The sequence below is a fragment of the Asanoa siamensis genome, assembly GCF_016862555.1.
GTDB lineage: Bacteria > Actinomycetota > Actinomycetes > Mycobacteriales > Micromonosporaceae > Asanoa > Asanoa siamensis.
Genome location: NZ_BONE01000012.1, coordinates 1 through 22022, shown reverse-complemented (window position 1 = coordinate 22022; position 22022 = coordinate 1). Strand labels below are relative to the sequence as shown.

25 protein-coding genes are annotated in these 22022 nt (G+C 71.8%); 21 read left to right on the top strand and 4 right to left on the bottom strand.

Features of this window, described 5'->3' with window-relative positions; genetic code table 11:
• Positions 1–7: 7 nt before the first annotated feature.
• The 3 genes from Asi02nite_RS10105 to Asi02nite_RS10095 are packed head-to-tail and all read right to left on the bottom strand — an operon-like array spanning position 8 to position 3258.
• Positions 8–1123, bottom strand: coding sequence for a zinc-binding dehydrogenase (locus Asi02nite_RS10105; protein ID WP_203711999.1), 1116 nt, complete (start codon positions 1121–1123; stop codon positions 8–10).
• The gene (locus Asi02nite_RS10100; protein ID WP_203711998.1) at positions 1120–2571 is read right to left on the bottom strand and encodes an aldehyde dehydrogenase family protein; all 1452 of its coding nucleotides are present in this window, start codon (positions 2569–2571) and stop codon (positions 1120–1122) included. Before Asi02nite_RS10100 ends, Asi02nite_RS10105 begins: the two co-directional genes overlap by 4 nt.
• Positions 2572–2574: 3 nt before the next feature.
• Positions 2575–3258, bottom strand: a complete 684-nt coding sequence (locus tag Asi02nite_RS10095; protein ID WP_203711997.1) for a TetR/AcrR family transcriptional regulator — start codon at positions 3256–3258, stop codon at positions 2575–2577.
• A gap of 79 nt (positions 3259–3337) precedes the next feature.
• Here Asi02nite_RS10095 and Asi02nite_RS10090 point away from each other — a divergent pair, with 79 nt between their 5' ends.
• The 6 genes from Asi02nite_RS10090 to Asi02nite_RS10065 all read left to right on the top strand — a co-directional run bounded on the left by Asi02nite_RS10090 (position 3338) and on the right by Asi02nite_RS10065 (position 9596).
• Complete coding sequence (locus Asi02nite_RS10090; RefSeq protein WP_203711995.1) at positions 3338–4486, top strand: acyl-CoA dehydrogenase family protein; 1149 nt, start codon at positions 3338–3340, stop codon at positions 4484–4486.
• A gap of 17 nt (positions 4487–4503) precedes the next feature.
• Complete coding sequence (locus Asi02nite_RS10085; protein WP_203711994.1) at positions 4504–5688, top strand: thiolase family protein; 1185 nt, start codon at positions 4504–4506, stop codon at positions 5686–5688.
• Positions 5689–5719: 31 nt separating this feature from the next.
• A complete protein-coding gene (gene fabG / locus Asi02nite_RS10080; RefSeq protein ID WP_203711992.1) occupies positions 5720–6481 on the top strand; it encodes a 3-oxoacyl-ACP reductase FabG in 762 nt (253 codons plus the stop codon).
• Positions 6482–7335: 854 nt separating this feature from the next.
• A complete protein-coding gene (locus Asi02nite_RS10075; RefSeq protein ID WP_203711991.1) occupies positions 7336–8508 on the top strand; it encodes an acyl-CoA dehydrogenase family protein in 1173 nt (390 codons plus the stop codon).
• Positions 8505–8960 (top strand): MaoC family dehydratase, encoded by a 456-nt coding sequence (locus tag Asi02nite_RS10070; RefSeq protein ID WP_203711989.1) that lies wholly within the window; start codon positions 8505–8507, stop codon positions 8958–8960. The genes Asi02nite_RS10075 and Asi02nite_RS10070 overlap by 4 nt, the downstream gene beginning before the upstream one ends.
• Before the next feature lie 51 nt (positions 8961–9011).
• Complete coding sequence (locus Asi02nite_RS10065; RefSeq protein WP_203711988.1) at positions 9012–9596, top strand: hypothetical protein; 585 nt, start codon at positions 9012–9014, stop codon at positions 9594–9596.
• A 150-nt stretch (positions 9597–9746) separates the two neighbouring features.
• Here the strand turns inward: Asi02nite_RS10065 and Asi02nite_RS10060 are convergent, their stop codons facing one another.
• Positions 9747–10553 (bottom strand): helix-turn-helix domain-containing protein, encoded by an 807-nt coding sequence (locus tag Asi02nite_RS10060; RefSeq protein ID WP_239126612.1) that lies wholly within the window; start codon positions 10551–10553, stop codon positions 9747–9749.
• Positions 10554–10639: 86 nt separating this feature from the next.
• Here Asi02nite_RS10060 and Asi02nite_RS10055 point away from each other — a divergent pair, with 86 nt between their 5' ends.
• The 15 genes from Asi02nite_RS10055 to Asi02nite_RS09985 all read left to right on the top strand — a co-directional run bounded on the left by Asi02nite_RS10055 (position 10640) and on the right by Asi02nite_RS09985 (position 21921).
• Positions 10640–11023 carry a nuclear transport factor 2 family protein gene (locus Asi02nite_RS10055; protein ID WP_239126611.1) on the top strand — a complete coding sequence of 128 codons (384 nt, stop codon included), beginning with the start codon at positions 10640–10642 and terminating at the stop codon, positions 11021–11023.
• 57 nt (positions 11024–11080) lie between these two features.
• Positions 11081–12481: a Si-specific NAD(P)(+) transhydrogenase gene (sthA, locus tag Asi02nite_RS10050; protein ID WP_203711985.1), complete on the top strand. Its 1401-nt coding sequence runs from the start codon at positions 11081–11083 to the stop codon at positions 12479–12481.
• 107 nt (positions 12482–12588) lie between these two features.
• Positions 12589–13188 (top strand): sulfite oxidase-like oxidoreductase, encoded by a 600-nt coding sequence (locus tag Asi02nite_RS10045; RefSeq protein ID WP_203711984.1) that lies wholly within the window; start codon positions 12589–12591, stop codon positions 13186–13188.
• Positions 13158–13925 carry a ferredoxin reductase gene (locus Asi02nite_RS10040; protein ID WP_203711983.1) on the top strand — a complete coding sequence of 256 codons (768 nt, stop codon included), beginning with the start codon at positions 13158–13160 and terminating at the stop codon, positions 13923–13925. The genes Asi02nite_RS10045 and Asi02nite_RS10040 overlap by 31 nt, the downstream gene beginning before the upstream one ends.
• A gap of 11 nt (positions 13926–13936) precedes the next feature.
• Complete coding sequence (locus Asi02nite_RS10035; protein WP_203711982.1) at positions 13937–14218, top strand: DUF6510 family protein; 282 nt, start codon at positions 13937–13939, stop codon at positions 14216–14218.
• A gap of 25 nt (positions 14219–14243) precedes the next feature.
• Positions 14244–14576 (top strand): type II toxin-antitoxin system PemK/MazF family toxin, encoded by a 333-nt coding sequence (locus Asi02nite_RS10030; protein ID WP_239126610.1) that lies wholly within the window; start codon positions 14244–14246, stop codon positions 14574–14576.
• A 1187-nt stretch (positions 14577–15763) separates the two neighbouring features.
• Positions 15764–16540 (top strand): alpha/beta fold hydrolase, encoded by a 777-nt coding sequence (locus tag Asi02nite_RS10025; RefSeq protein WP_203711980.1) that lies wholly within the window; start codon positions 15764–15766, stop codon positions 16538–16540.
• Between the two features lie 114 nt (positions 16541–16654).
• Positions 16655–17278 (top strand): cardiolipin synthase ClsA, encoded by a 624-nt coding sequence (gene clsA, locus Asi02nite_RS10020; RefSeq protein WP_373312210.1) that lies wholly within the window; start codon positions 16655–16657, stop codon positions 17276–17278.
• 26 nt (positions 17279–17304) lie between these two features.
• Entirely contained in the window at positions 17305–18159 is an 855-nt protein-coding gene (locus tag Asi02nite_RS10015) for a DUF881 domain-containing protein (RefSeq protein ID WP_203712141.1), read from the top strand.
• Positions 18160–18492, top strand: a complete 333-nt coding sequence (locus tag Asi02nite_RS10010) for a small basic family protein (protein WP_089243522.1) — start codon at positions 18160–18162, stop codon at positions 18490–18492.
• Positions 18493–18507: 15 nt separating this feature from the next.
• On the top strand, positions 18508–19527 hold the full coding sequence (locus tag Asi02nite_RS10005) for a DUF881 domain-containing protein (RefSeq protein ID WP_203711977.1): 1020 nt from the start codon (positions 18508–18510) through the stop codon (positions 19525–19527).
• Between the two features lie 19 nt (positions 19528–19546).
• Positions 19547–19924, top strand: coding sequence for a glycine cleavage system protein GcvH (gene gcvH / locus Asi02nite_RS10000; RefSeq protein ID WP_203711975.1), 378 nt, complete (start codon positions 19547–19549; stop codon positions 19922–19924).
• 160 nt (positions 19925–20084) lie between these two features.
• Entirely contained in the window at positions 20085–20537 is a 453-nt protein-coding gene (gene odhI / locus Asi02nite_RS09995) for an oxoglutarate dehydrogenase inhibitor Odhl (protein WP_089243529.1), read from the top strand.
• 75 nt (positions 20538–20612) lie between these two features.
• Complete coding sequence (ftsR, locus tag Asi02nite_RS09990) at positions 20613–21287, top strand: transcriptional regulator FtsR (protein WP_203712139.1); 675 nt, start codon at positions 20613–20615, stop codon at positions 21285–21287.
• A 166-nt stretch (positions 21288–21453) separates the two neighbouring features.
• Entirely contained in the window at positions 21454–21921 is a 468-nt protein-coding gene (locus Asi02nite_RS09985; RefSeq protein ID WP_203706197.1) for a bifunctional nuclease family protein, read from the top strand.
• Positions 21922–22022 lie beyond the last annotated feature (101 nt).

Genomic DNA, 22022 nt, shown 5'->3' with positions numbered 1-22022 from the left:
AGCTTGGTCAGGGGAAGAGGACGACGGAGCGCGCGCCTTCTCCGCGGGACATGCGGGTGAAGGCGTCCGGGGCCTCCTCCAGGGGGATGCGGTCGGTGATCAGCGGACTCAGGTCCAGACTGCCGTCGTGGACCGCGGCCGCGAGTGTCGGTAGGTCGCGGTCCGGGTCCGACGAGCCGTAGACCGACGAGCGCAGCGTGCGGGCCGAGTGGAAGATGTCGAGCGCGCTGAGGCTCACCAGGTCGTCGCGGGCGCCCATGCCGACGACCGTGACCTGGCCGCCGCGGCGGGTGGCGCGCCAGGCCGCGTTGATGGTCGTGGCGCGGCCGGCGCATTCGATCGCGTGGTCGGCGCCACGGCCGCCCGTCAGGCCGCGGACCGTCTTCGGCATCGTGTCCTCGGAGAGCACGAAGTGGGTGGCGCCGGCCGCCAGCGCCAGATCGCGTTTCGCCTCGCTCAGGTCCACGCCGATCACGGCGTCGGCGCCGGCCGCGCGGGCGGCGATCAGCGTCGCCAGGCCGACACCGCCGAGGCCGATGACAACCACCGACTGGCCCGAGCGGACCGCGGCCGTCCGGTTGACCGCGCCCGTGGCCGTCAGGACCGCGCAGCCGAGCAGCGCCGCCACGTCGGCCGGTAGCTCCGCCGGGACCGGGACGACCGCGTGGCTCGGGACGACGACCTCCTCCGCCAGCGCGCCGAGGCCGAGCGTCACGTGGGTCGGCTCGCCGGACGCCAAACGGCCGCGCGGTGCCGACGGGCGACCGCCTTCGGCGCAGAGCCACGGCTCGCCGTGTGTGCAGTGCCAGCACTCCCGGCACGGTGGCGCCCAGTTGAGCACCACGTGGTCGCCGACGGCGAGGCGCCGGTCGGCCCGCGCCGGCCCGGCTTCGCTCCCGGTCGGGGCGTCGGGGCCGACCTCGACCACCACACCCGCCGCCTCGTGCCCGAGGACCAGTGGGTACGACGGTGAGAGCGTGCCGTTGACCATGGAGAGGTCGGAGTGGCAGACCCCGGCCGCGCGGACGCGGACCCGCACCTCGCCGGGGCCGACGGGCGGCAGCACGACGTCGGTGACCTGCGGCTTGCCGCCTGACGCCGTGACGATCAAGGCCTTCGTCATCGCTGGATCGCCTTCGTCTCCAGGAACTCCGACAGGCCGTGCTCGCCCAGCTCGCGGCCGACGCCCGACTGCTTGTAGCCGCCGAACGGCGCCAGCGGGTTGAACGAGCCGCCGTTGATGTCGACCGCGCCCGTGCGCATCCGGCGGGCGACGGCGAGCGCCCGGTCCTCGTCGGCGGACCAGACCGCGCCGGCCAGGCCGTACCGGGAGTTGTTGGCGATCTCGACCGCGTGGTCGTCGTCGGAGAACGGGATGATCGACAGGACCGGACCGAAGATCTCCTCCTGCGCGACCGTGTCGTCGGGGTCGACGTCGGCGAAGACGGTGGGCGCGATGAACCAGCCCTTGGCCGGGACGGGCGCGTCCGGGCCGCCGGAGACCAGCCGGGCACCGTCGGCCAGGCCCTTGTCGACGTAGGTGCGGACCCGGTCGCGCTGGCGCTCGGAGACCAGCGGGCCGAGCCGGGTGGCCGGGTCGAACGGGTCACCGGTCACGTAACCGGCGGAGGCCGCGGCGGCCATCTCGACCGCGTCCTCGTAGACGGAGCGGTGCACGAGCATGCGGGTCCACGCGGTGCAGGTCTGGCCAGCGTTGAGGAACGCGTTGCCGACGCCCACCTTGACCGCCCTGGCGAGGTCGGCGTCGGGCAGGATCACGTTGGCCGACTTGCCGCCCAGCTCGAGGGTGACCCGGGCGATCCGGTCGGCGGCCAGGCGGCTGATGGCCGCGCCCGTCGCCGCGGAGCCCGTGAACGAGACCACGTCGACGTCGGCGTGTGCGGCCAGGGCGGAGCCCGCGACCGGGCCCGAGCCCGTCACCAGGTTGACCACGCCGTGCGGCAGGCCCGCCTCGTCGATCGCGTCGAAGAGCAGGTAGGCGGTGAGCGGCGTCAGCTCGGCCGGCTTGAGCACGACCGTGCAGCCGGCGGCGAGCGCCGCGCCGACCTTGGCGACGACCTGGTGCAGCGGGTAGTTCCACGGCGTGATCGCGCCGACGACACCGGCCGGCTCGCGTACGACCAGGGAGTTTCCGATCTGTTCCGACTCGAACCCGTGGCGCGCCCGCGCCGCGTAGCCGTCCAGGACCGTCAGCGGCAGGCCGGTCTGCACCCGCTTGGCCACCTTGATCGGCGTGCCGACCTCGATCGCGATGGTCGCGGCGATCTGGTCGGCGCGCGCGGTCAGCGTGGCGAGCAGGCGGTCGAGGTGGTCGGCGCGGGCGTCGGGGGAGAGGTCTGACCAGGGACCGAAGGCTGCCCGGGCGGCCGCCACCGCGCGGTCGACGTCGGCGCTGCCGGCGGCGGGGACCTGGGCGACGACCTCCTCGGTCGACGGGTCCTGCACGGGCATCGGCAGCGCGTCGAGCGGGCTGACCCACTCGCCGTCGATGTAGAGCCGGTCGCGGTCGGCCACCTTCGCGGCGGCGCGGCCGGCGTCGGTCTGGTCCATGCGTTACCTCCGGGTGGGTGCGGAGCGGGCGGTGCCGTGAGGCCGATGGTCGGCGTCACCGACCACCTCTTCATACGTGATCTGGAGGCCCGTGATGACCGCTTCCAGCCCAAGCTCGAACGCGCCTTCGTCGACCTCGCGCTGGTGCGCGGCCAGCCGGTGGGCCTGGCCGAGGTGCGGGTAGTCGGACGAGATGTAGATGGCGGGGTCGGACGCGAAGCCGCGGGCGAACGAGCCGAGCGCCGAGCCGGCCACCAGGTATCGCATCAGCGCGCCGATGTGGGTGGCGCGCGCCGGCGGCCAGCCGGCCCGGACCAGGCCGCCGTAGACCGCGTCTGCCATCGCGAGGGCCCGCGGCCGTCGGCCGGGGCCCCTGGCTAGGTAGGGGACGATGTGCGGATGCGCCGCCAGGGCGGCCCGGTAGGAGCGGCCCCAGATGCGCAGCGCGTCGGGCCAGTCGTGGGTGGCGAAGCAGCCGATGTCGACCTCGGCCGTGAGCGCGTCGGCGACCGCGTCGAGGATCGCGTCCTTGTTGGGGAAGTGGTTGTAGAGCGACGGGCCGCGGACGCCGAGCTGGGCGGCCAGCCGCCGCGTGGACACGGCCTCGAGACCTTCGGCGTCGATCAGCTCGGCCGCCGTCTCGATGATGCGCTGCCGGGTGAGCAGCGCCTGACGCGGTCGGGGCATCGGGCTCTCCTCTCCGGGTGGTGCACAACTCGTCGTGCCGGGGTGGACACGGGAAAACTACCACCGATAGTTTATTCGCGTGGACCTCATCCTGTCACCCGAGCACGAAGCGAGCCGTTCCCTCGCCGCGGAGTTCGTCGCCCGCGAGGTCACACCCCATGCCGCCGAGTGGGACAGGCGCGAGGCGGTCGACCGCTCGATCGTCAAACGCCTCGGTGACCTGGGCTTTCTCGGGTTGACCATCCCCGAGGAGCTGGGTGGCTCGGGCGGCGACCACCTCACCTACTGCCTGGTGCTCGAGGAGCTCGGTCGGGGCGACTCGTCGGTGCGGGGCATCGTCTCGGTCTCACTCGGCCTCGTGGCCAAGACCATCGCAGCACACGGGTCCGACGGCCAGCGCGCGAACTGGCTGCCCCGGCTCTGCTCCGGCACGGCGCTCGGCTGCTTCGCCCTGACCGAGCCCGGCACCGGTTCCGACGCGGCCAATCTGGACACCCGGGCCGTCCGCGACGGCGACGACTGGCTGATCACCGGCACCAAGCTGTTCATCACCAACGGCACCTGGGCCGACGTCGCCCTCGTCTTCGCCCGCACCGGCGGCCCGGGCCCGCGCGGCGTCACCGCGTTCCTCGTCGAGACCGACACGCCCGGGCTGACCCGCCGCGAGATCCACGGCAAGCTCGGGCTGCGCGGCCAGGCGACGGCAGAGCTGACCTTCGACGGCGTACGCGTCAGCGACACCGCGCGAATCGGCGCCGAGGGCCAGGGCTTCAAGATCGCCATGGGTACGCTCGACAAGGGACGCATGTCCCTCGCCGCCGGCTGCGTCGGGCTGGCGCAGGCGTGTCTCGACGCCGCGGTCCGCTACGCGGGCGAACGCACCCAGTTCGGCAAGCCGATCGCCGGTCACCAGCTCGTCCAGCGCCACCTGGCCCAGATCGCCGTCGACACCGCCGCCGCGCGACTACTCGTCTGGCGGGTCGCCGACCTGATCGACCGGGGCCGGCCGTTCGGCACCGAGGCGTCGATGGCCAAGCTGTTCGCCAGCGAGGCGGCGGTCCGCGCCGCCGACCGGGCCCTGCAGGTGTTCGGCGGCTACGGCTACATCGACGAATACCCGGTCGGCAAATACCTGCGTGACGCCCGGGTCACCACGCTCTACGAGGGCACCAGCGAGATCCAGCAACTACTCATCGGGCGGGCGCTCACCGGCGTCGCCGCCTTCTGAGAAAGGTCAGGCAAGCGATGCGACCGGTCTACTTCGCCGCGGCACGGCGTACTCCCATCGGACGCCTGCGGGGCGCGTTGTCGGCGGTCCGCGCCGACGATCTCGCCGCGTGGGCACTCTCGGGGGTCCTCGCCGACCTGCCGGCGCTCGACCCGGCGCGGGTCGACGACGTCTACTGGGGCGCGGCCAACCAGGCGGGCGAGGACAACCGCAACGTGGCCCGGATGGCGGTGCTGCTGGCCGGCCTGCCCGAGACCGTCCCGGGCGCGACGCTCAACCGGCTGTGCGCGTCCGGCCTGGAAGCCGTGACCAGCGCGGCGCGCGCCATCGCGGCGGGCGACGCCGACGTCGTGGTGGCCGGCGGGTCCGAGTCGATGAGCCGGGCGCCGTTCATGCTGCCCAGGCCCGACGAAGGTCTGCCGCGCGGCATGGAGATCTTCGATACGCGGCTCGGGTGGCGCCTGGTCAACCCGCGGATGCGCGAGCTGCACGGCGTGCTCAGCATGGGCGAGACCGCCGAGGAGGTGGCCCGGCGTTACGACATCGGCCGGGACCGGCAGGACGCGTTCGCCCTGCGGAGCCACCAGGCCGCCGCGGCGGCGACCGCGGCCGGCGACTTCGCCGCCGAGCTGCTACCGGTGACGCTGCCCGACGGCGCGACGGTCGAGACCGACGAGGGCATCCGTTCCGACACGACGCTCGAGAAGCTGGCCAGGCTCAAGCCCGCGTTCCACAAGGACGGCACGGTCACGGCCGGCAACTCGTCCCCGCTCAACGACGGCGCGTCCGCCCTGGTCCTGGTCAGCGAGGAGGCGCTCGGCGAGCTGGGCGTCGAGCCGCTCGCCCGCTGGGTCGGCGGCGCGAGCGCGGGCGTGCACCCCGACGTGATGGGCATCGGCCCGGTCCCGGCGACCCGCCGGGTGCTCGACCGCCGCGGCTGGACCCTCGACGACATCGAGACCGCCGAGCTCAACGAGGCGTTCGCGGCGCAGGCGCTCGCGGTGATCGACCAGTTGGGCATCGACGAGAAGCTGGTCAACCCGTCCGGCGGCGCGATCGCGATCGGCCACCCGCTGGGCTGCTCCGGCGCCCGGATCCTCACCACGCTGCTGCACCGCATGCGCCGCACCGGCGCCCGGCGCGGCCTGGCCACGATGTGCGTCGGGGTCGGCCAGGGCACGTCCGTCCTCGTTGAACGCTGAGACCACCCACCCGAGCAAGGAGATTGTGAAGATGAGCGACAGGTTCGCCGATCGGGTCGCGATCGTGACCGGCGCGGCCCAGGGCATCGGCGCCGCGACCGCACGCCGGCTCGCCAAGGAGGGCGCGCGGGTCGCGGTGGTCGACCTCGACGCCGACCGCAGCGCCGCGACGGCCGACGAGATCAAGGCCACCGGCGGCATGGCGACCGGCTACGGCTGCGACGTCACCGACCCGGCCGCGGTGGCGGCGATGGTCGAAGCGGTGGCCGGCGAGCACGGCCGCATCGACATCCTGGTCAACAACGCGGGCATCACCCGCGACAACCTCCTGTTCAAGATGCCGGCCGCCGAATGGGACGCGGTGATCACCACCAACCTGAGCAGCATGTTCCACTGCTGCCAGGCGGTCCAGAAGCACATGGTCGCGGCCAAGTACGGCAAGATCGTCAACCTGAGCAGCCGGTCGGCGCTGGGCAACCGGGGCCAGGTCAATTACGCGGCGGCAAAGGCGGGCGTCCAGGGCCTGACGGCCACGTTGGCTATCGAACTGGGCCCGTTCAACATCAACGTCAACGCGGTCGCACCTGGCTACATCGCCACCCCGATGACCGCGGCCACCGCGACCCGCGTCGGCTCGGCCCCGGAAGACCACCAGAAGATGGCGGCCGAGGTCACCCCACTACGCCGCGTCGGCCAGCCGGAGGAGGTGGCCTCGGTGATCGCGTTCCTGGCGAGCGACGACGCGGCCTACGTCAGCGGCCAGACCCTGTACGTCAACGGCGGCGCCCGCTAGGCCACGACCCATGCGCCCGCCCACGCCGCTCCACCCACCCGGCCACCACCGGGCGGGCAACCGGCTGGCGCCCACGCCGCCCTACCCACCCGGCCACCGCCGGGCGGGTGACCGGCTGGCGCCCACGCCGCTTCACCCACCAGGCCGTGGCCGGGCAGGCGAACGGCCCGCGTTCGCGACGGCGCGGCGAACCCGCCGGGCGTCCGGGGCGGCGGCCACGGCGGCGGCAGTAGCGACCTGCCGACCGCCTACCCGGGGCGGGTTGCGGTGCGGCGCCGGGTGGGGGTTCTGCGGCGGTTGGTCGAGTGCGGTCGTGGTGCGGGCGGGCGGGTGTCCTCGGGCCGGCTGGGTGCGGGGTTGTGGTGCGGCGCCGGGTTGTGGGCTTTGCGGCGGTTGGCCGACGGCGGGGCACGGCTCGGCGCCGGGCGCGCGTTATTGGGCTGGCAGGCTGGTTGCGGGTCGTGGTGCGGGGCCGAATGTGGGTATCGCGGCGGCTCGCCGGTGCGGATCGCGGGGTGCTGGCCACGCGCGGGCTCTGGGGCGGCTGGATCGGTCGAGGTCCTGCGCCGGCTGGCCAAGTGCGGATCCAGCCGCGGTCGTAATCAGATTCCGCGGCGCGCTCGGCCGGTGGGCCGACGCCGGCGTTTGGCGGCCGGCGGTTCGGGGCTCCAAGCGTCGCGTCGTGCACCCGGCGCTTGCGCTTTGTTCTTGTCGGCGCGGGCCTGGCTCGAAGCGGAGCGAGATTTGTCCGGCGGGAGCGACGGTCGTGCCCACGGCGGACCCGGGCAATGGTCGGTTTCGGTTCTGGGGTTTGGCTCGTCCGTTCGTAGCAAACGGTTCTGGGGAGGACCATCGTGGACTTTTCGTTGAGCGATGAAGAGAAAGCTGTCCGGGAGACCGCGCGGACGTTCATTCGTAAGGAAGTGATGCCGCTCGAGCAGGAGGTGTTGCGGCGCGAGCGGGCGCACGAGCCGGGGCTGCGGCTCGATGAGCTACGCGAGTTGCAGGGCAAGGCGCGGGCGTTCGGGTTCTGGGGGCTCGCGACGCCGGAGGAGTACGGCGGGATGGATCTGCCCGCGGTCATGCAGTCGTTGATCTGGACCGAGATCGGGCGGTCGTGGGTGCCGTTCCGGTTCGGGGGCGAGGCCGACAACATCCTGTTCTTCGCCAACGAGGAGCAGAAGGCCGAGTTCCTCGTGCCGACGATCGAGGGTGAGCGGATCTCCTGTTTCGCGATCACCGAGCCGGGTGCCGGGTCCGACGCCGCCAACATCCGGATGACCGCGCGGCGGGACGGGGACGACTGGGTTCTCGACGGCGAGAAGACGTTCATCACCAACGGTAACGACGCCGACTTCGCGATCGTGGTGGCGGTGTCCGATCGGGACCAGGACGTACGCGCCGGCGGGAGCACAGCGTTTCTCGTCGACCGGTCGATGGGGTGGCGGTCCGAGTTCATCCCCACGATGGGCGAGGGCGGGCCGGCGTCGCTGGTCTTCGACTCGGTGCGGGTGCCGGGGCGCAACGTGCTCGGTGAGGTCGGGCAGGGGTTCGCGCTCGGGATGCAGTGGATCGGCAAGGGGCGCTACATCATCCCGTCGCACGCGGTCGGGGTGGCCGAGCGGGCGTTGCGGATGGCGATCGAGCACGCCAACACGCGGGAGACGTTCGGCAAGACGCTCTCGACCAACCAGGCGATCCAGTGGATGATCGCCGACTCAGAGACCGAGCTCGAGGCCGCGCGCTGGCTGATCCTGCGTGCCGCGTGGACGGTCGACCAGGGCACCGACGCGCGACATGCGTCGTCGATGGCCAAGTTGTACGGCGCCCGGATGGTCAACGACGTCGTCGACCGGGTGCTGCAGATCCACGGCGGCATGGGCTACACGCGCGAGCTGCCGATCGAACGCTGGTACCGGCAGATGCGGTTGCTACGCATCTTCGAGGGCACCGACGAGATGCAACGCCTGATCATCTCCCGTGACCTGCTCCGTGGTTACACCGAGATCGGAGGACACCTGGCATGAAACGTGAGTTCGCATCCGTCGACGAGCTGACCGCCGCCGTCGGCGAGACCCTGGGCCCGGGCGGGTGGCTACCGATCGACCAGTCGCGGGTCGACCTGTTCGCTGACGCCACCGATGATCACCAGTGGATCCATGTCGACCCCGAGCGGGCCGCGCAGGGGCCGTTCGGTGGCCCGGTCGCCCACGGCTTCCTGACGTTGTCGCTGCTGCCGTCGCTGGTGGGCGCCCTCTACACCGTCAAGGGCACGCGGATGGGTGTGAACTACGGGCTCAACCGGGTCCGCTTCCCGGCTCCGGTGCGGGTCGGGACGTCGGTGCGGGTCCGCGCGGAGATCGTCTCGGTCGATGCCGTCACCGGGGGTGTCCAACTCGTCGCGAAGGCCACGGTCGAGAGCGACGCGGGTGACAAGCCGGTCTGCGTGGCCGAGACGGTGAGCCGCCTGTACGTCTGACCCGCCGGTCGGCCGTCGTTTGGTCCGGCGAGGGTCGGGTACGCGGCCCGCATGCGTACAGACAATCACGCCACGGCGCAGGCCGTGCACGACCTCGGTTCGGCGCTCTGGTTCGGGGGCACCGTGATGGGGGTGGCGGGCGTCAACAAGTCCGGCGCCGACCTGGAGGAAGGAATCGACCGCATCCGGGTCGCGTCGTCGGCCTGGCGGCGGTTCGCACCGGCGCAGTGGGCCGGCATCGCCGCCACACTGCTCGCCGGCCTGCGCCTCACCAGCGTGGGCGGGCGACGGGTCCTGTTGCAGCAGGGCTTCGGCACCGTGGGCGGGCTCAAGGCCGGGTTCGCGGTGGCCGGCGCGGCCGCGACCGCGTACGCCGCGTACTCCGGCACGCGGATCGGCCGGCTGGCCGAGGAACGGCAGCAGGCCCACGCGCGAATCGACGTGCGGGACGCCACCCTGTCGACGCCGGGTACGCCACCCGAGCTCGCGACGTGGCAGCGGCGGCAGCGGGTCGCGCAGTACGCGGTGCCTGTGCTGGCGGCGGCCAACATCGTCTGCGGGTCGTACCTGGCGCAGTCCTATCGCACGGGGGCCACCGTGCGGGGCGTCGCGCGGCGGCTGATGCCGTCGCGCTGAGCCTTGCTGCCCTAGGACCCCGCCGCGCTACCGACCTGGCCCGCAAGGTTCGCGCCGGCCCTCGGCGACGTGGTCAGGCCGAGGACCGGCGTGGACCGGAATCCACCGGGGCCGCCCGGCGAGCAGAGCGGCGCCTCGCTCCGGCGACGGTCACGAGTCGTCGTCGGCGGCGGCCTCCGGCGTGAGGCCCGGTGTGGAACCGGTGAAATACGCCGCGCTCTCCGCGTCCGCCGGGTAGTAGGACTCGATCGCGACCTCGTCCAGGGTGATGTCGAGCGGCGTCCCGAACGTGGTGATGGTCGAGAAGAGCCGCAGCTCCTGCCCGTCCACCCGGATGATCATCGGGATCACGACGTCGGAGAGCACGGGCCGATCCACGCCGTCATGCGGCCACGGTCCCAGCAGCTCCTCGTACAACGCCCTCAGTTCGGGATCCGGCGCCGCCGCCAGTTGGCGGGCCACTCTCGCGCGGAACACCGCGCGTACGTCCGCGATGTTGACGACCAGCGCCGCCAGCCCGCGCGGATCCAGGCCCAGCCGGATCAGGTTGACCGGCGGCCGCAGCAGCTCCGGGTCGACGCGGGCGAGGAACGGGTCGACGGCACGGTTCGTCCGCACGATGTTCCACCTGCGGTCGAACACCAGCGCCGGGTACGGCTCGTGCGCCCGCAACACCCGCTCGACCACGTCGTACGCGGCCGACAACTCCGCGCTGTTGAGCGGACGCTCCGCATAACGCGGAGCGAACCCCGCCGCGAGCAGCAACTCGTTGCGGTCCCGCAGCGGCACGTCGAGCTGCTCGGCCAACCGGAGGACCATCGCCGCGCTGGGCTTGGACTTCCCGGTCTCGACCAGGCTGACGTGCCGCGCGGACACGTCGGCCGCGATCGCGAGGTCGAGCTGGCTGATCCGCCGGTGCTGCCGCCACCGTCGCAGGAGCTCGCCGACCGTCCGCATGATCATCGAGCCTACCCACTTGCCGCCCCGGCGCCATGACATGCCATGTCATCGACACGCGCACCGGTCGCGGAAACACTGCGGGCATGACGACGAGCAACAGGATGATCATCGAGCGGGCGTTCGCGGAGCTGATCGGGACGGGTACGGTCGACGGCCTCGACACCGTGCTGCGCGACGACTTCGTCCACCATCGACCCGACGGCCGGCGTACGAAGGATGAATGGCTCGACGCCGTGCGCACCGCCATGGGGCCGCTCGCCGGCATGCGGGTCGAGGTCGACCACATGCTGGCCGACGGCGACCACGTGGTGATGCACTCGCGCCGCTCGCTGCCCGGCGGGCCGACGATCGCGGTCGTCGACATCTGGCGGTTCGCGGACGGCCGGGTCGTCGAGGCGTGGGAGACGATCGAGCCGGTGCACCACGCCGCCGCCAACATGACGTGGTGGCAACCCGACCACCACTAATCCACAGGCCCCATCCAAGATCCCAAAACTTCACCTCCGGCTGTCAGACTTTCCCTCATGTACGACTTCGACGTGCTGGTGCTGGGCTCCGGTCCCGGTGGACAGAAGGCGGCGATCGCGGCGGCCAAGTTGGGCCGGCGGGTCGGGGTGGTGGAACGCGACAACATGATCGGCGGGGTGTGCATCAACACCGGCACCATCCCGTCCAAGACGTTGCGCGAGGCGGTTCTCTACCTGACAGGGCTCAACCAACGGGAGATGTACGGGCAGAGTTACCGCGTCAAGGACGACATCACGGTCGCCGATCTCGCGGCCCGGACACAGCATGTGATCGGCCGCGAGATCGACGTGATCCGCAACCAGCTCACCCGCAACCGGGTCTCGCTGCTCAGCGGGTTCGGCCGGTTCGCCGACCCCAACACGCTGACGGTCACCGACGGTCGCGGGCGGGAGTCGCACGCCAGCGCCGCCAAGGTGGTCGTCGCCTCCGGCACCCGGCCGGCCCGGCCGTCCTCGGTCGACTTCGACGACCGCACGATCATCGACTCCGACGGCATCATCAACCTGGAACGGGTGCCACGGTCCATGGTGGTCGTCGGCGCCGGCGTGATCGGCATCGAGTACGCGTCGATGTTCGCCGCCCTCGGCACCAAGGTGACCGTGGTCGAGCGGCGCGACCGGATGCTGGAGTTCTGCGACCTCGAGGTGATCGAGGCGCTGAAATACCACCTACGCGACCTGGCGGTGACCTTCCGCTTCGGCGAGTCCGTCGCGTCGGTCGAGCGCTACGCCGAGGGTGCCGTCGCGATCCTCGAGAGCGGCAAGAAGATCGCCGCCGACACGGTGATGTACTCGGCCGGCCGCCAGGGCACCGCGCCCGACCTGGAGCTCGCCGCCGCGGGCCTGTCCGCCGACGCGCGCGGCCGACTATCGGTCGACGAGCACTTCCGCACGTCGGTGCCGCACATCTACGCCGTCGGCGACGTGATCGGCTTCCCCGCCCTGGCCTCCACCTCGATGGAGCAAGGGAGGCTGGCCGCCCACCACGCCTGCGACGAGCCCGTGCGCGCGATGCCGGCGCTGCAACCGATCGGGATCTACACGATCCCGGAGATCAGCTTCATCGGCCGCACCGAGGACGACCTGACCGAGGCGCGGATCCCCTTCGAGGTGGGCATCGCCCGCTACCGCGAGCTGGCCCGTGGGCAGATCATCGGCGACTCCTACGGCATGTTGAAGCTGTTGGTCGCCCCCGAGGACGGCCGCCTCCTGGGCGTGCACATCTTCGGCACCGGCGCCACCGAGCTCGTGCACATCGGTCAGGCGGTGATGGGCTGCAGCGGCACGGTCGACTACCTGGTCGACGCGGTGTTCAACTATCCGACCCTGGCCGAGGCCTACAAGGTCGCCGCCCTCGACGCCATGAACAAGATGCGACACCTGTCCCGCCTGCAGTGACCAGCAACCATCGTCCTAGGACGCCTAAGGGGGTGTGACGTTCGACTTGACGACAGACAACGGCGGGATGTGTCCGTCGGCGGATCAAGCCTGGTAAGACTTTGGGAATGGGCATCGTCTCACCGGGTTTCTTCGGCCGGCGGGGGTCGGGGGACACGAAGCTGCCTCCCGGGCAGTACCTGACCCACGACTTTCCCGTCCTCTCCGCGGGCCCGACACCGCGCATCGACCTCGACCGGTGGCAGTTCGACGTCACCACCGAGACCGGGCAGCGCAAGCAGTGGTCGTGGCAGGAGTTCACCAGCCTGCCGGCCGAGGACATCACCAAGGACATCCACTGCGTCACCAAGTGGTCCAAGCTCGGCACCCGCTGGAAGGGGGTGCCGGTCGAGACCATGCTGGCTGACGTGGAGACCGCGTCCGACTACGTGATGGCGCACTCCTACGGCGGCTACACGACCAACGTCCCGCTCGAGGACCTGCTCAACGGGCAGGCCTGGATCGCCTACCAGTACGACGGCGAGCCGATCGCGCCCGAACACGGCGGTCCGGCCCGGCTGCTCGTACCCCACCTGTACTTCTGGAAGTCCGCCAAGTGGGTGCGCGGCCTCGAGCTCATGCTCGCCGACGAACAGGGCTTCTGGGAGACGGCCGGCTACCACGATTACGGGGACCCATGGCGCGAGCAGCGGTACCAAGGAGACTGATCGGCGGCCGCCTGCAGTGGCGGGCCGCGACGCTGACCGAGCGCCGGCGCGAGACCGACACGGCGGCCACGCTGGTGTTCGACATACCCGACTGGCCGGGCCACGCGCCCGGGCAGCACGTCGACGTGAAGCTGACGGCCGAGGACGGCTACTCGACCGAACGCAGCTACTCGATCGCCAACTCGGCCGACGGCGACCGGGTGGAGCTCACCGTCCAGCGGGTACACGACGGGGAGGTGTCCCCATATCTGCTGGAGGGCCTCGACGTCGGTGACGCGATCGAGATCCGCGGGCCGATCGGCGGCTGGTTCGTCTGGCGCGACACCGACACCGACCCGGTCGTCTTGATCGGCGGCGGCTCCGGCGTCGTACCCCTGATGGCCATGGTCCGCGCCCGCCGCGCGGCCGGCAGCCGCACCCCGTTCCGGCTGATCTACTCCGTCCGGACCCCGGAGGACGTGATCTACGCCGACGAGTTGCGCCGGCGGGTCCGCGACGACATGGGGCTCGACATCGCGTACGCCTACACCCGGGAGGCGCCGCCCGACTGGCCGGGCGAGGTGGGCCGGCTCAAGCTCGCGACGGTCGCCACGCACGGCTGGCCACCGGACCTGATGCCGGCGTGCTTCGTCTGCGGCCCGACGGGCTTCGTGGAAACCGTGGCCGACATCCTGGTCGCCCAGGGCCACGACCCCCGCAAGGTCAAGACCGAACGTTTCGGACCAACCGGACCCTGAGGGAGAAACCGATGTCCGACCTGTACGTCGACGGCAACGCCCTCGCCGGTCCCCTCATGGACATCTTCGCGGTCGACATGTCGATGGCGGCGGGGACCTGCGCCCACTGCGGCGACCGCGGGATGCTCGCGCAGATGCACGTCTACGACCACGCGGCCGGCACGGTGGTGCGCTGTCCGAACTGTCAGGAAGTCAACATGACGCTGGTCCGCGGCCCCGATCGCGCGTGGCTCGACCTCCGGGGCGTGGTGGCGCTCGAAATACCGCTTGCGGCACCCACCGAACGGGCGTGAAGCCCCGTACGATCGGCGGTGATTGGTGGGTGAGCGCGCGTTGAAACAGGGCGAGGTGTGGACGATCGGCCAACGCGCCGATCTGCGCTACCGCGTGGTGGTCCTCTCCTCGGAAGCCCACAACGACCGCCCGGGCGCCTCCCCGTTCTGCGCGCCCGTCGTCCGCCAACGCGGCGACCCCGATGATCTGCCACCGTTCGCCATCGCCCTGGCCGAAACCGACCCGATCTCCGGCGTGGTCGTCCTGAACCGCATGCGCCGCCTCCCGGCGTCGATCGGCGCGGAACGCCTCGGCCTCCTCACCGGCGCGAGCATGGCCAAGATCTCCGCGAGCCTGCGCGAACTCTTCGACCTGTAACACCGCGAAAGCGGCAGATCCAAAGCCAGGATTGCCCGGGTCCGCCGGCGGCACGACCGTCGCTCCCGCCGGACAAACTCGCTCCGCTTCGAGCCAGGCCCGCCGCGGCAAAGACCAACGGCCAAGATTCGGACGGCTCAGGCGCCGGGATGATGAACCAGCCGTCGGAGGCGGTGAGGTTCTCCGGACACGGCGAGCGGAGGCTCCCCACGGCCGGCCATGCGGCGCCGTGGTTCGGCCGCGGGCTGAACACGTTCGGCCGCGGGCGGAAGACGTTCGTCTGTCGGACGGTTCAGGGCGGTCCAAGGCCGCGTGCCGGGCGGACCTTCATCCTAGGATGCATTACAGGGTGTGCGTCCTGGATCAGCACGGCGGAAAGACGTCGCTGGGCGACGGCCGCGCCGGCGTTGTGAAATGGGCGTGGTCGTGCGGCGCCGTCGAGTCGTGGTCCGTGTCCGACGACGCGGAAACCGATGGCACGGGCCGGTGTCGCCCCCAGACGGCCGCGCGGACGAGCTGGCTGGCCGGGGAGCGCGCAGGCGGCATGTCGCTCAGGGAGTGGCTGGCGGTTGCAAGGCCCTCGACGTCTGGGCCGGCCGCTGGCGTGGAGGCGGCGTGTCGCTCGTGGGGTGGTTGGCCGTCCGGGCCGGGCGCTGATGTGAGGCGGTGTATCCCGCGCGGGGGCGCTGGCGCCTGCCAGGCCCATGACGTCCGGGCCGGGCGCTGATGTGGAGGCGGTGTGCGCTCGTGGGGTGGCCGGCGGCTGCCAGGTCGACGACGTCCGGGCCGGGCGCTGGTGGGGAGGCGGTGTGCGCTCGTGGGGGCGCTGGCGCCTGCCAGGCCCATGACATCCGGGCCGGCCGCTGATGTGGAGGCGGTGTGCGCTCGTGGGGTGGCCGACGGCTGCCAGGTCGACGACGTCCGGGCCGGGCGCTGATGCGGCGGTATGTCGCTCCCTGGGTCGCCGGGCTACTGGTCAATGACCAATGGCGCCGGCGCTGGGGGTGGTCTACGAGGTCAATCCCGGTGAGTTGATCGACGAGGTGAACGGCGCCGGGGATCCGGCGAGATCGGCGCGCGTTCATGCGGCGCCTCCGCGTGCGTCAGGCGGCAAAACCGGTCGCGCGGGCGAGTGCTGCGGCGGTCTACTGACCCCCGAACTTTGTCGCTCGATCGAGGAGTGTCGTTTGTCCGACATCACCGCCGTTGTTGAGGGGGAGGGGTCGCCCGTCGTGCTCGTGCACAGTGGCGTCGCCGATCATCGGAGTTGGGACCCGGTCGCCGACCGGCTGCGGCGCAGGCACACCGTCATCCGCTATGACCTGCGGGGGTTCGGGCAGACGCCGGCTCCCGCCCGAGGGTTCCGGCATCGCGACGATCTTGCCGATCTGCTCGATGACGTCGGCATCCAGGCCGCCGCGGTTGTCGGCAACTCGCTCGGCGGCTACGTCGCACTCGAGTTCGCCACCCGGTGGCCTGAGCGGGTCACCCACCTCGGCCTCCTCGCCGCGCCACTCGACGGGTGGGCATGGGGGCCCGAGGTCAAGGCCTACGGCGCCGAAGAAGGGCAACTGCTCGCCGACGGGGACATCGACCGGGCGCTCGCGCTCAACCTCGACATGTGGGTCCGCGGACCCGTACGCGAGTGGTCGTCCGCACTGCGACAAACAGCCGATCAGGTCGCGGCGGCGATGCGGACCTCGCTCGCCAACCAGACCGTGACCGAGTCGTTCGAGCTTCCCGACGACATCGACCCCCCATCGACGTTGCTACATCTGATCACCGCGAAGACCCTGGTAGCGGTCGGCGACGCCGACGCGCCGGACTTCCCGGCGATCGCCCGGCGGCTGGCGACGGGCATCCCCGACGCCCACCTCACCGAGATCCCGGGCGCCGGTCACCTGCTCCCGCTGGAATGCCCGGAACAGATCGCCGCCGCGATCGACGACCTGCTCGCGCGGTGAGCGCGGACACGCGGGCTCGGCGTGTCATGACAGGGTCGATATAGTGGCACGGCCAATGATCAGGGGGTTGGTCCCGCGCGCCGTCCAGTCAGTGCCTGGGGAGGCCCGTCGCGGTTGAGGAGGCCTGCGGTGTCGCGTACGCCCACCGTCGTGTCTGATCGTGTCCTCACCCTGCCCAATCTGATCAGTTTCCTGCGCCTGCTCGGCGTCCCGGTCTTCATGTGGTTGATGATCGGCCCGCAGCACGACCTCGCCGCCGTGATCGTGTTGACCGTCGGCGGCAGCAGCGACTGGGTGGACGGCTGGGTGGCCCGCCGCCTCGGCCAGGTCAGCCGGCTCGGCGAGCTGCTCGACCCCGCCGCCGACCGGCTCTACATCCTCGCGGTCCTGGTCACCTTCACCTACCGCGAGATCGTGCCCTGGGAGTTCACCGCCGCCCTGGTGGCCCGCGAGCTGATGATGCTGATCTGCCTCGCGGTGCTGCGCCGCAACGGGTACGGGCCGCCGCAGGTCCACTACCTCGGCAAGACCGCGACCTTCATCCTGCTCGTCGCGTTCCCGGTCCTGCTCCTCGGCCACGCCGTGCCGGACATCGCGACCGGCGCCGCCGCGGTCGGCTGGGGACTGGGCTGGTGGGGCATCGTCCTCTACTGGATCGCCGGCTTCCTCTACGTCGGCCAGGCGTCGCGGGTGATCCGCGCGGGCCGGCAGGCAGCCGCCAAGGGAGAGCCCGCGTGACGGGCCCCGAGAAGCAGCGCCGCTGGATGTCGCCGGACTTCCTCTCCGAGCTGTTCAGCAACCCCCTCGATCCCGGGTACGCGGACGCGGCCGCCCGCCGCGCGCAGCAGGGACCGCCGACCGGCTGGCGCCGCACCAGCCGCCGCTCGGCGCTGATCGTCGTGGCCGTGCTGATCGGCCTGCTGTTCGCCGTCGCCTACCGGCAGACCGTCGCCGACGAGCCGCGCCGCAGCCAGGCCCGGGCCGACCTCGTCGGCCAGATCAAGCAGCGCCAGGAGGCCACCGACGACCTGCGCGGCCAGGCCGACCGGCTGCGCGACGACGTGGCCCGCGAGCGCGACGCCGCCCTCGGCGCCGACGAGGCCGCGCAGCGCCGCGATGCCGAGGCCGCCACCGGGCTGCGCCGGGTCACCGGCGACGGGCTGGTCGTGCGGCTGACCGACGCACCGGACGCCGCCGAGGGCGGTGGCGAGCACGAGCTCGGCCGGATCTTCGACCGCGACCTGCAGCTGGTGACCAACGCGCTGTGGGCGTCCGGCGCGGAGGCGATCGCCATCAACGACCAGCGGCTCACCGCCACCTCGACGATCCGCAAGGCGGGCGGGGCGATCCTGGTCGACTTCCGGCCCGTCACCAGCCCGTACGAGATCCGCGCGATCGGGCCCCGTGACCTCGACGACCGGTTCGCCGACACGGCCGCGGCCGCGCTGATGCGCAAGGTCGCCGACGGTGAGCACATCGGGTTCGACACGCGGCGTACGGACGACCTCAACCTGCCCGCGGCCACCGAGCCGCAGCTGAACTACGCGACCCGCCCGGCCCCGCCCAGCCCCACGCCGACGTCGGCCGGCACCTCCCCGATCCCGTCCGGAGGCGACTAGATGATCCCCGTACTCGCTCTCGTCGTGGGCGTCGTCCTCGGCCTGGTCTTCGGCCCGACGGTGCCCGGCTGGCTCGAGCCGTACCTGCCGATCGCGGTCGTCGCGGCGCTCGACGCGGTGTTCGGTGGTGTCCGGGCCAAGCTCGACGGCATCTTCGACGACCAGCAGTTCGTCATCTCGTTCATCTCGAACGTGCTGGTCGCCGCCCTGATCGTCTACCTCGGCGACCAACTCGGCGTGGGCGGTCAGCTCTCCACCGGCGTCGTGGTCGTGCTCGGGGTGCGCATCTTCGGCAACGTGGCCGCGATCCGCCGACACCTGTTCCGGGCCTGACGCGGGAGGACGACGATGACCGACGAACCGCGCGACGACGAGCCGACCAGGCCGATCCCGACCCGCCGGCCCACGCCCGGGCGCCCGGCCCCGTCCCGGCCCGCGGCACCCCCGCCACCGCCGGCAGAACCGGCCGAACCCGCGGAACCGGCCGCACCGGCGGAACCCGCGGCACCGGCGACACCGGAGCAGGCGGCCGAGGAGCAGACGGTGCGCCTCACCCCGCTCACGGACAGCACGAGTGGGGACCCGTCCCCACAACCGCCGGCGTCCGATGTGGACGACCACGACCCGCACGGCGAAGAGGACGAGACACCCGCCGAGGCGCCCAAGCCCGAGCGCAAGCGCCGCGGCACCGCCGGTGTGATCATTCTCGTGCTGCTCGCCCTGCTCGGCTTCACGCTCGCCGTGCAGCTGCGTGGCAAGTCTGTCGGCTCCGACCTCAACGCCATGCGCGAGGACGACCTGGTTCGCCTCCAGTCCGATCTGTCGGCCCAGGAGGACCGCCTGCGCCGCGAGATCGCGTCCCTGCAGGACAGCCAGCGGCAGCTCCAGTCCGGCGCCCAGGGCCGGGCCGCCGCGCTGGAGGAGGCCACCCGCCGGGCCGACGAGCTCGCCATCCTGGCCGGCACCGCGCCGGCGAAGGGTCCGGGCCTGACGATCCGGTTCGTCGCCGGTCCACAGCCGATCGCGGGGTCCGACATCCTCAACGCGGTGCAGGAGCTGCGCGGTGCCGACGCCGAGGCGATGCAGATCGCCGGCGTCGACGGGACGACGGTCCGCGTCGTCGCGAGCACGTACTTCATCGACGCCGACGGCGGGCTGGACGTGTCCGGCAAGCGCCTGACCGGCCCGTACACGATCACGGTCATCGGCGATCCGCCGACGATGCGCACCGCGCTCAACATTCCGGACGGGCTGGTGCCGTCGATCAAAGCGGACGGCGGTAACGTGATCGTCGACGAGCACGACACGGTCGACGTCACGGCCACCGCCGCGCCCGTCGACCTGAAGCACGCCAAGCCGGCGAGCTGAACAACCGGAGGAAGTGGCCGTGATCCCTGACGACCTGCGATACACCGCCGAGCACGAGTGGGTGCGCGGCGGCGACGGCAACGTGCGGGTGGGCATCACCCACTTCGCGCAGGACGCCCTGGGCGACATCGTCTACGTCCAGTTGCCCGAGCAGGGCGCGCAGGTCGCGGCCGGCGACTCCTTCGGCGAGGTGGAGTCCACCAAGAGCGTCTCGGAGATCTACGCACCGATCTCCGGCACCGTGGTGGGCCGCAACGACAAGCTGGTCGACGAGCCTGAGACGATCAACGCCGACCCGTACGGCGAGGGCTGGTTGGTCGAGATCGAGCCCAGCGATCCCGCCGCGCTCGAGGGCCTGCTCACCGCGGAGGCCTACCGCGCGCTCACCGAGAGCTGAGAAGGCCCTCCGGAGCGTAGGAAGTGCCCGCGCGTCTGGTTGACCCTGGATTTCAGGGCTGGCTAGGCTCGCGAGGTTGTTTTTGACTTGTTCCAAGCTGCTGCCCACCAGGGGCCGGGCTTCACCGGCGCCGCTGCCTAAAGATCCGTGAGGTGGACCGATGACGCGCCCCGACGACGAGTTTCCCCCACTCGACGTCACGTCGACGCTCAACCTGGGCTCGCTCGACGAAGTTCTGGAGGGCCCCGACGCCGACGTCGTGCCTGGTCGCATGTCGGGCTCGCTGCCGCCGGGGATGGCCCTGCTGGTCGTCCGGCGTGGGCCCAACGCGGGCGCGCGGTTCCTGTTGGACCACGACGTGACCACGAGCGGCCGGCACCCCGACAGTGACATCTTCCTCGACGACGTGACCGTCTCCCGCCGCCACGCGGAGTTCCACCGCGACGGCGGCACCTTCACCGTGCGCGACGTGGGCAGCCTCAACGGCACCTACGTCAACCGCGAGCGGGTCGAAGCCGCGACGCTCAGCAACGGCGACGAGGTGCAGATCGGGAAGTTCCGACTGGTGTTCATCGCCGGTCCCCGTCCCGACGAGGAGTCCGCGCGCGGCTAGCGCTTCGGGAGGCGACCCGTGACCGAACGTGCCCAGGGCGCGGCGGCCGGCGCTGACCCGCGCCTGCTGCCACGGATGAGCATCGGCGAGGTCCTGGCGGAGCTGCGCCCGGAGTTTCCCGACACGACCATCTCCAAGCTGCGCTTCCTCGAGGCGGAAGGGCTGGTCGAGCCGCAGCGCACGCCGGCCGGCTACCGGAAGTACAGCTGGCGGGACGTGGAGCGGTTGCGCTTCGTGCTGTCCGCGCAACGTGACCGCTACCTGCCGCTGCGGGTGATCCGGGCCGAGCTGGAGGCGCACGAGTCCGGCGACGACGTGGCACCGCGCCGCCCCGTGCTGGTGGCGGTGCCCGACGAGCCGGCCCCGGCGCCGCCGCCGGACGCGCTGGTGCGCCGGGAGGAGCTGGTCGAGCGCTCCGGGATCGACCCCGCCAGCCTGGCCGAGCTCGAGGAGCTGGGGATGGTGACCCAGCGAACACCCGGCTGGTACGACGCCGACGCGCTGGTGATCGCGGCGGCGGTCGCCGGCCTGGCCTCGTACGGGCTCCAGGTGCGCCACCTGCGCTCCTACAAGGCGGCGGCGGACCGTGACGTGGGGCTCTTCGCCCAGCTCGTCGGCCCGCTGGCCCGCCAGAAGGACCCGGCGGCCCGGGCGCGGGCGGCCGCGGCCGCCCAGGAGCTGACCGGTCTGGCCCAGCAGCTGCGGGCCGCGCTGGTCCGGGCGGGCCTGCGCGACGAGTTGGGCCGCTGACCGGGGTTGTCCCCTGGTCACCCAGATCACGTAGGCTCGAAGGCGGTTCCAACCTCGGCACCGACCGCGCGTGCGGGACGCACTCCGCTCGCGCGTGTACCGTGCAAGGAAGGGCCGGAAACGGCGCTGGGAACGACAACGGAACGACAACGACGACGGAGGCGCGGTGCGTGAGCTGAGCGTGGTCGGGGTTCGGGTCGAGTTGCCCAGCAACCAGCCGATTGTGCTGCTCCGAGAGGTCGAGGGCGACCGCTACCTGCCGATCTGGATCGGTGCGGTGGAGGCGACGGCGATCGCCTACGAGCAGCAGGGCGTGAAGCCGGCCCGGCCGCTGACCCATGATCTTCTCCGCGACGTGCTGGCCGCGCTGCAGCAGCCGCTCAACGCCGTGGAGATCGTCGAACTCAAGGAAAACGTGTTCTACGCGGACCTGTTGATCGGCGACAACAACCTGCGGGTCTCCGCCCGCCCGAGCGACTCCATCGCGCTCGCCCTGCGGGTCGGTGCCCCGATCCGCTGCGCCGAGCAGGTGCTCTCCGAGGCCGGCATCGTCATCCCCGACGAGCAGGAGGACGAGGTCGAGAAGTTCCGGGAGTTCCTGGAACAGGTGCGGCCGGAGGACTTCGCGGGTTGAGGAGGAGGCTCCGCCCCGCAGGGGCGCGGGTTCTCCATGCCGACTGTCAGTCCAGGCATCGGTAGCCAGCAGGGCCCCGCAGGGGCGCGGGTTCTCCATGC

Bases quoted from the DNA above. Each gene is read 5' to 3' on its own strand.
- Asi02nite_RS10105 (WP_203711999.1), bottom strand. From the start codon at position 1,123: ATGACGAAGGCCTTGATCGTCACGGCGTCAGGCGGCAAGCCGCAGGTC.
- Asi02nite_RS10100 (WP_203711998.1), bottom strand. From the start codon at position 2,571: ATGGACCAGACCGACGCCGGCCGCGCCGCCGCGAAGGTGGCCGACCGC.
- Asi02nite_RS10095 (WP_203711997.1), bottom strand. From the start codon at position 3,258: ATGCCCCGACCGCGTCAGGCGCTGCTCACCCGGCAGCGCATCATCGAG.
- Asi02nite_RS10085 (WP_203711994.1), top strand. From the start codon at position 4,504: ATGCGACCGGTCTACTTCGCCGCGGCACGGCGTACTCCCATCGGACGC.
- fabG (WP_203711992.1), top strand. From the start codon at position 5,720: ATGAGCGACAGGTTCGCCGATCGGGTCGCGATCGTGACCGGCGCGGCC.
- Asi02nite_RS10070 (WP_203711989.1), top strand. From the start codon at position 8,505: ATGAAACGTGAGTTCGCATCCGTCGACGAGCTGACCGCCGCCGTCGGC.
- Asi02nite_RS10065 (WP_203711988.1), top strand. From the start codon at position 9,012: ATGCGTACAGACAATCACGCCACGGCGCAGGCCGTGCACGACCTCGGT.
- Asi02nite_RS10060 (WP_239126612.1), bottom strand. From the start codon at position 10,553: ATGCGGACGGTCGGCGAGCTCCTGCGACGGTGGCGGCAGCACCGGCGG.
- Asi02nite_RS10055 (WP_239126611.1), top strand. From the start codon at position 10,640: ATGACGACGAGCAACAGGATGATCATCGAGCGGGCGTTCGCGGAGCTG.
- sthA (WP_203711985.1), top strand. From the start codon at position 11,081: ATGTACGACTTCGACGTGCTGGTGCTGGGCTCCGGTCCCGGTGGACAG.
- Asi02nite_RS10045 (WP_203711984.1), top strand. From the start codon at position 12,589: ATGGGCATCGTCTCACCGGGTTTCTTCGGCCGGCGGGGGTCGGGGGAC.
- Asi02nite_RS10040 (WP_203711983.1), top strand. From the start codon at position 13,158: ATGGCGCGAGCAGCGGTACCAAGGAGACTGATCGGCGGCCGCCTGCAG.
- Asi02nite_RS10035 (WP_203711982.1), top strand. From the start codon at position 13,937: ATGTCCGACCTGTACGTCGACGGCAACGCCCTCGCCGGTCCCCTCATG.
- Asi02nite_RS10015 (WP_203712141.1), top strand. From the start codon at position 17,305: ATGTCGCCGGACTTCCTCTCCGAGCTGTTCAGCAACCCCCTCGATCCC.
- Asi02nite_RS10010 (WP_089243522.1), top strand. From the start codon at position 18,160: ATGATCCCCGTACTCGCTCTCGTCGTGGGCGTCGTCCTCGGCCTGGTC.
- Asi02nite_RS10005 (WP_203711977.1), top strand. From the start codon at position 18,508: ATGACCGACGAACCGCGCGACGACGAGCCGACCAGGCCGATCCCGACC.
- odhI (WP_089243529.1), top strand. From the start codon at position 20,085: ATGACGCGCCCCGACGACGAGTTTCCCCCACTCGACGTCACGTCGACG.
- ftsR (WP_203712139.1), top strand. From the start codon at position 20,613: ATGAGCATCGGCGAGGTCCTGGCGGAGCTGCGCCCGGAGTTTCCCGAC.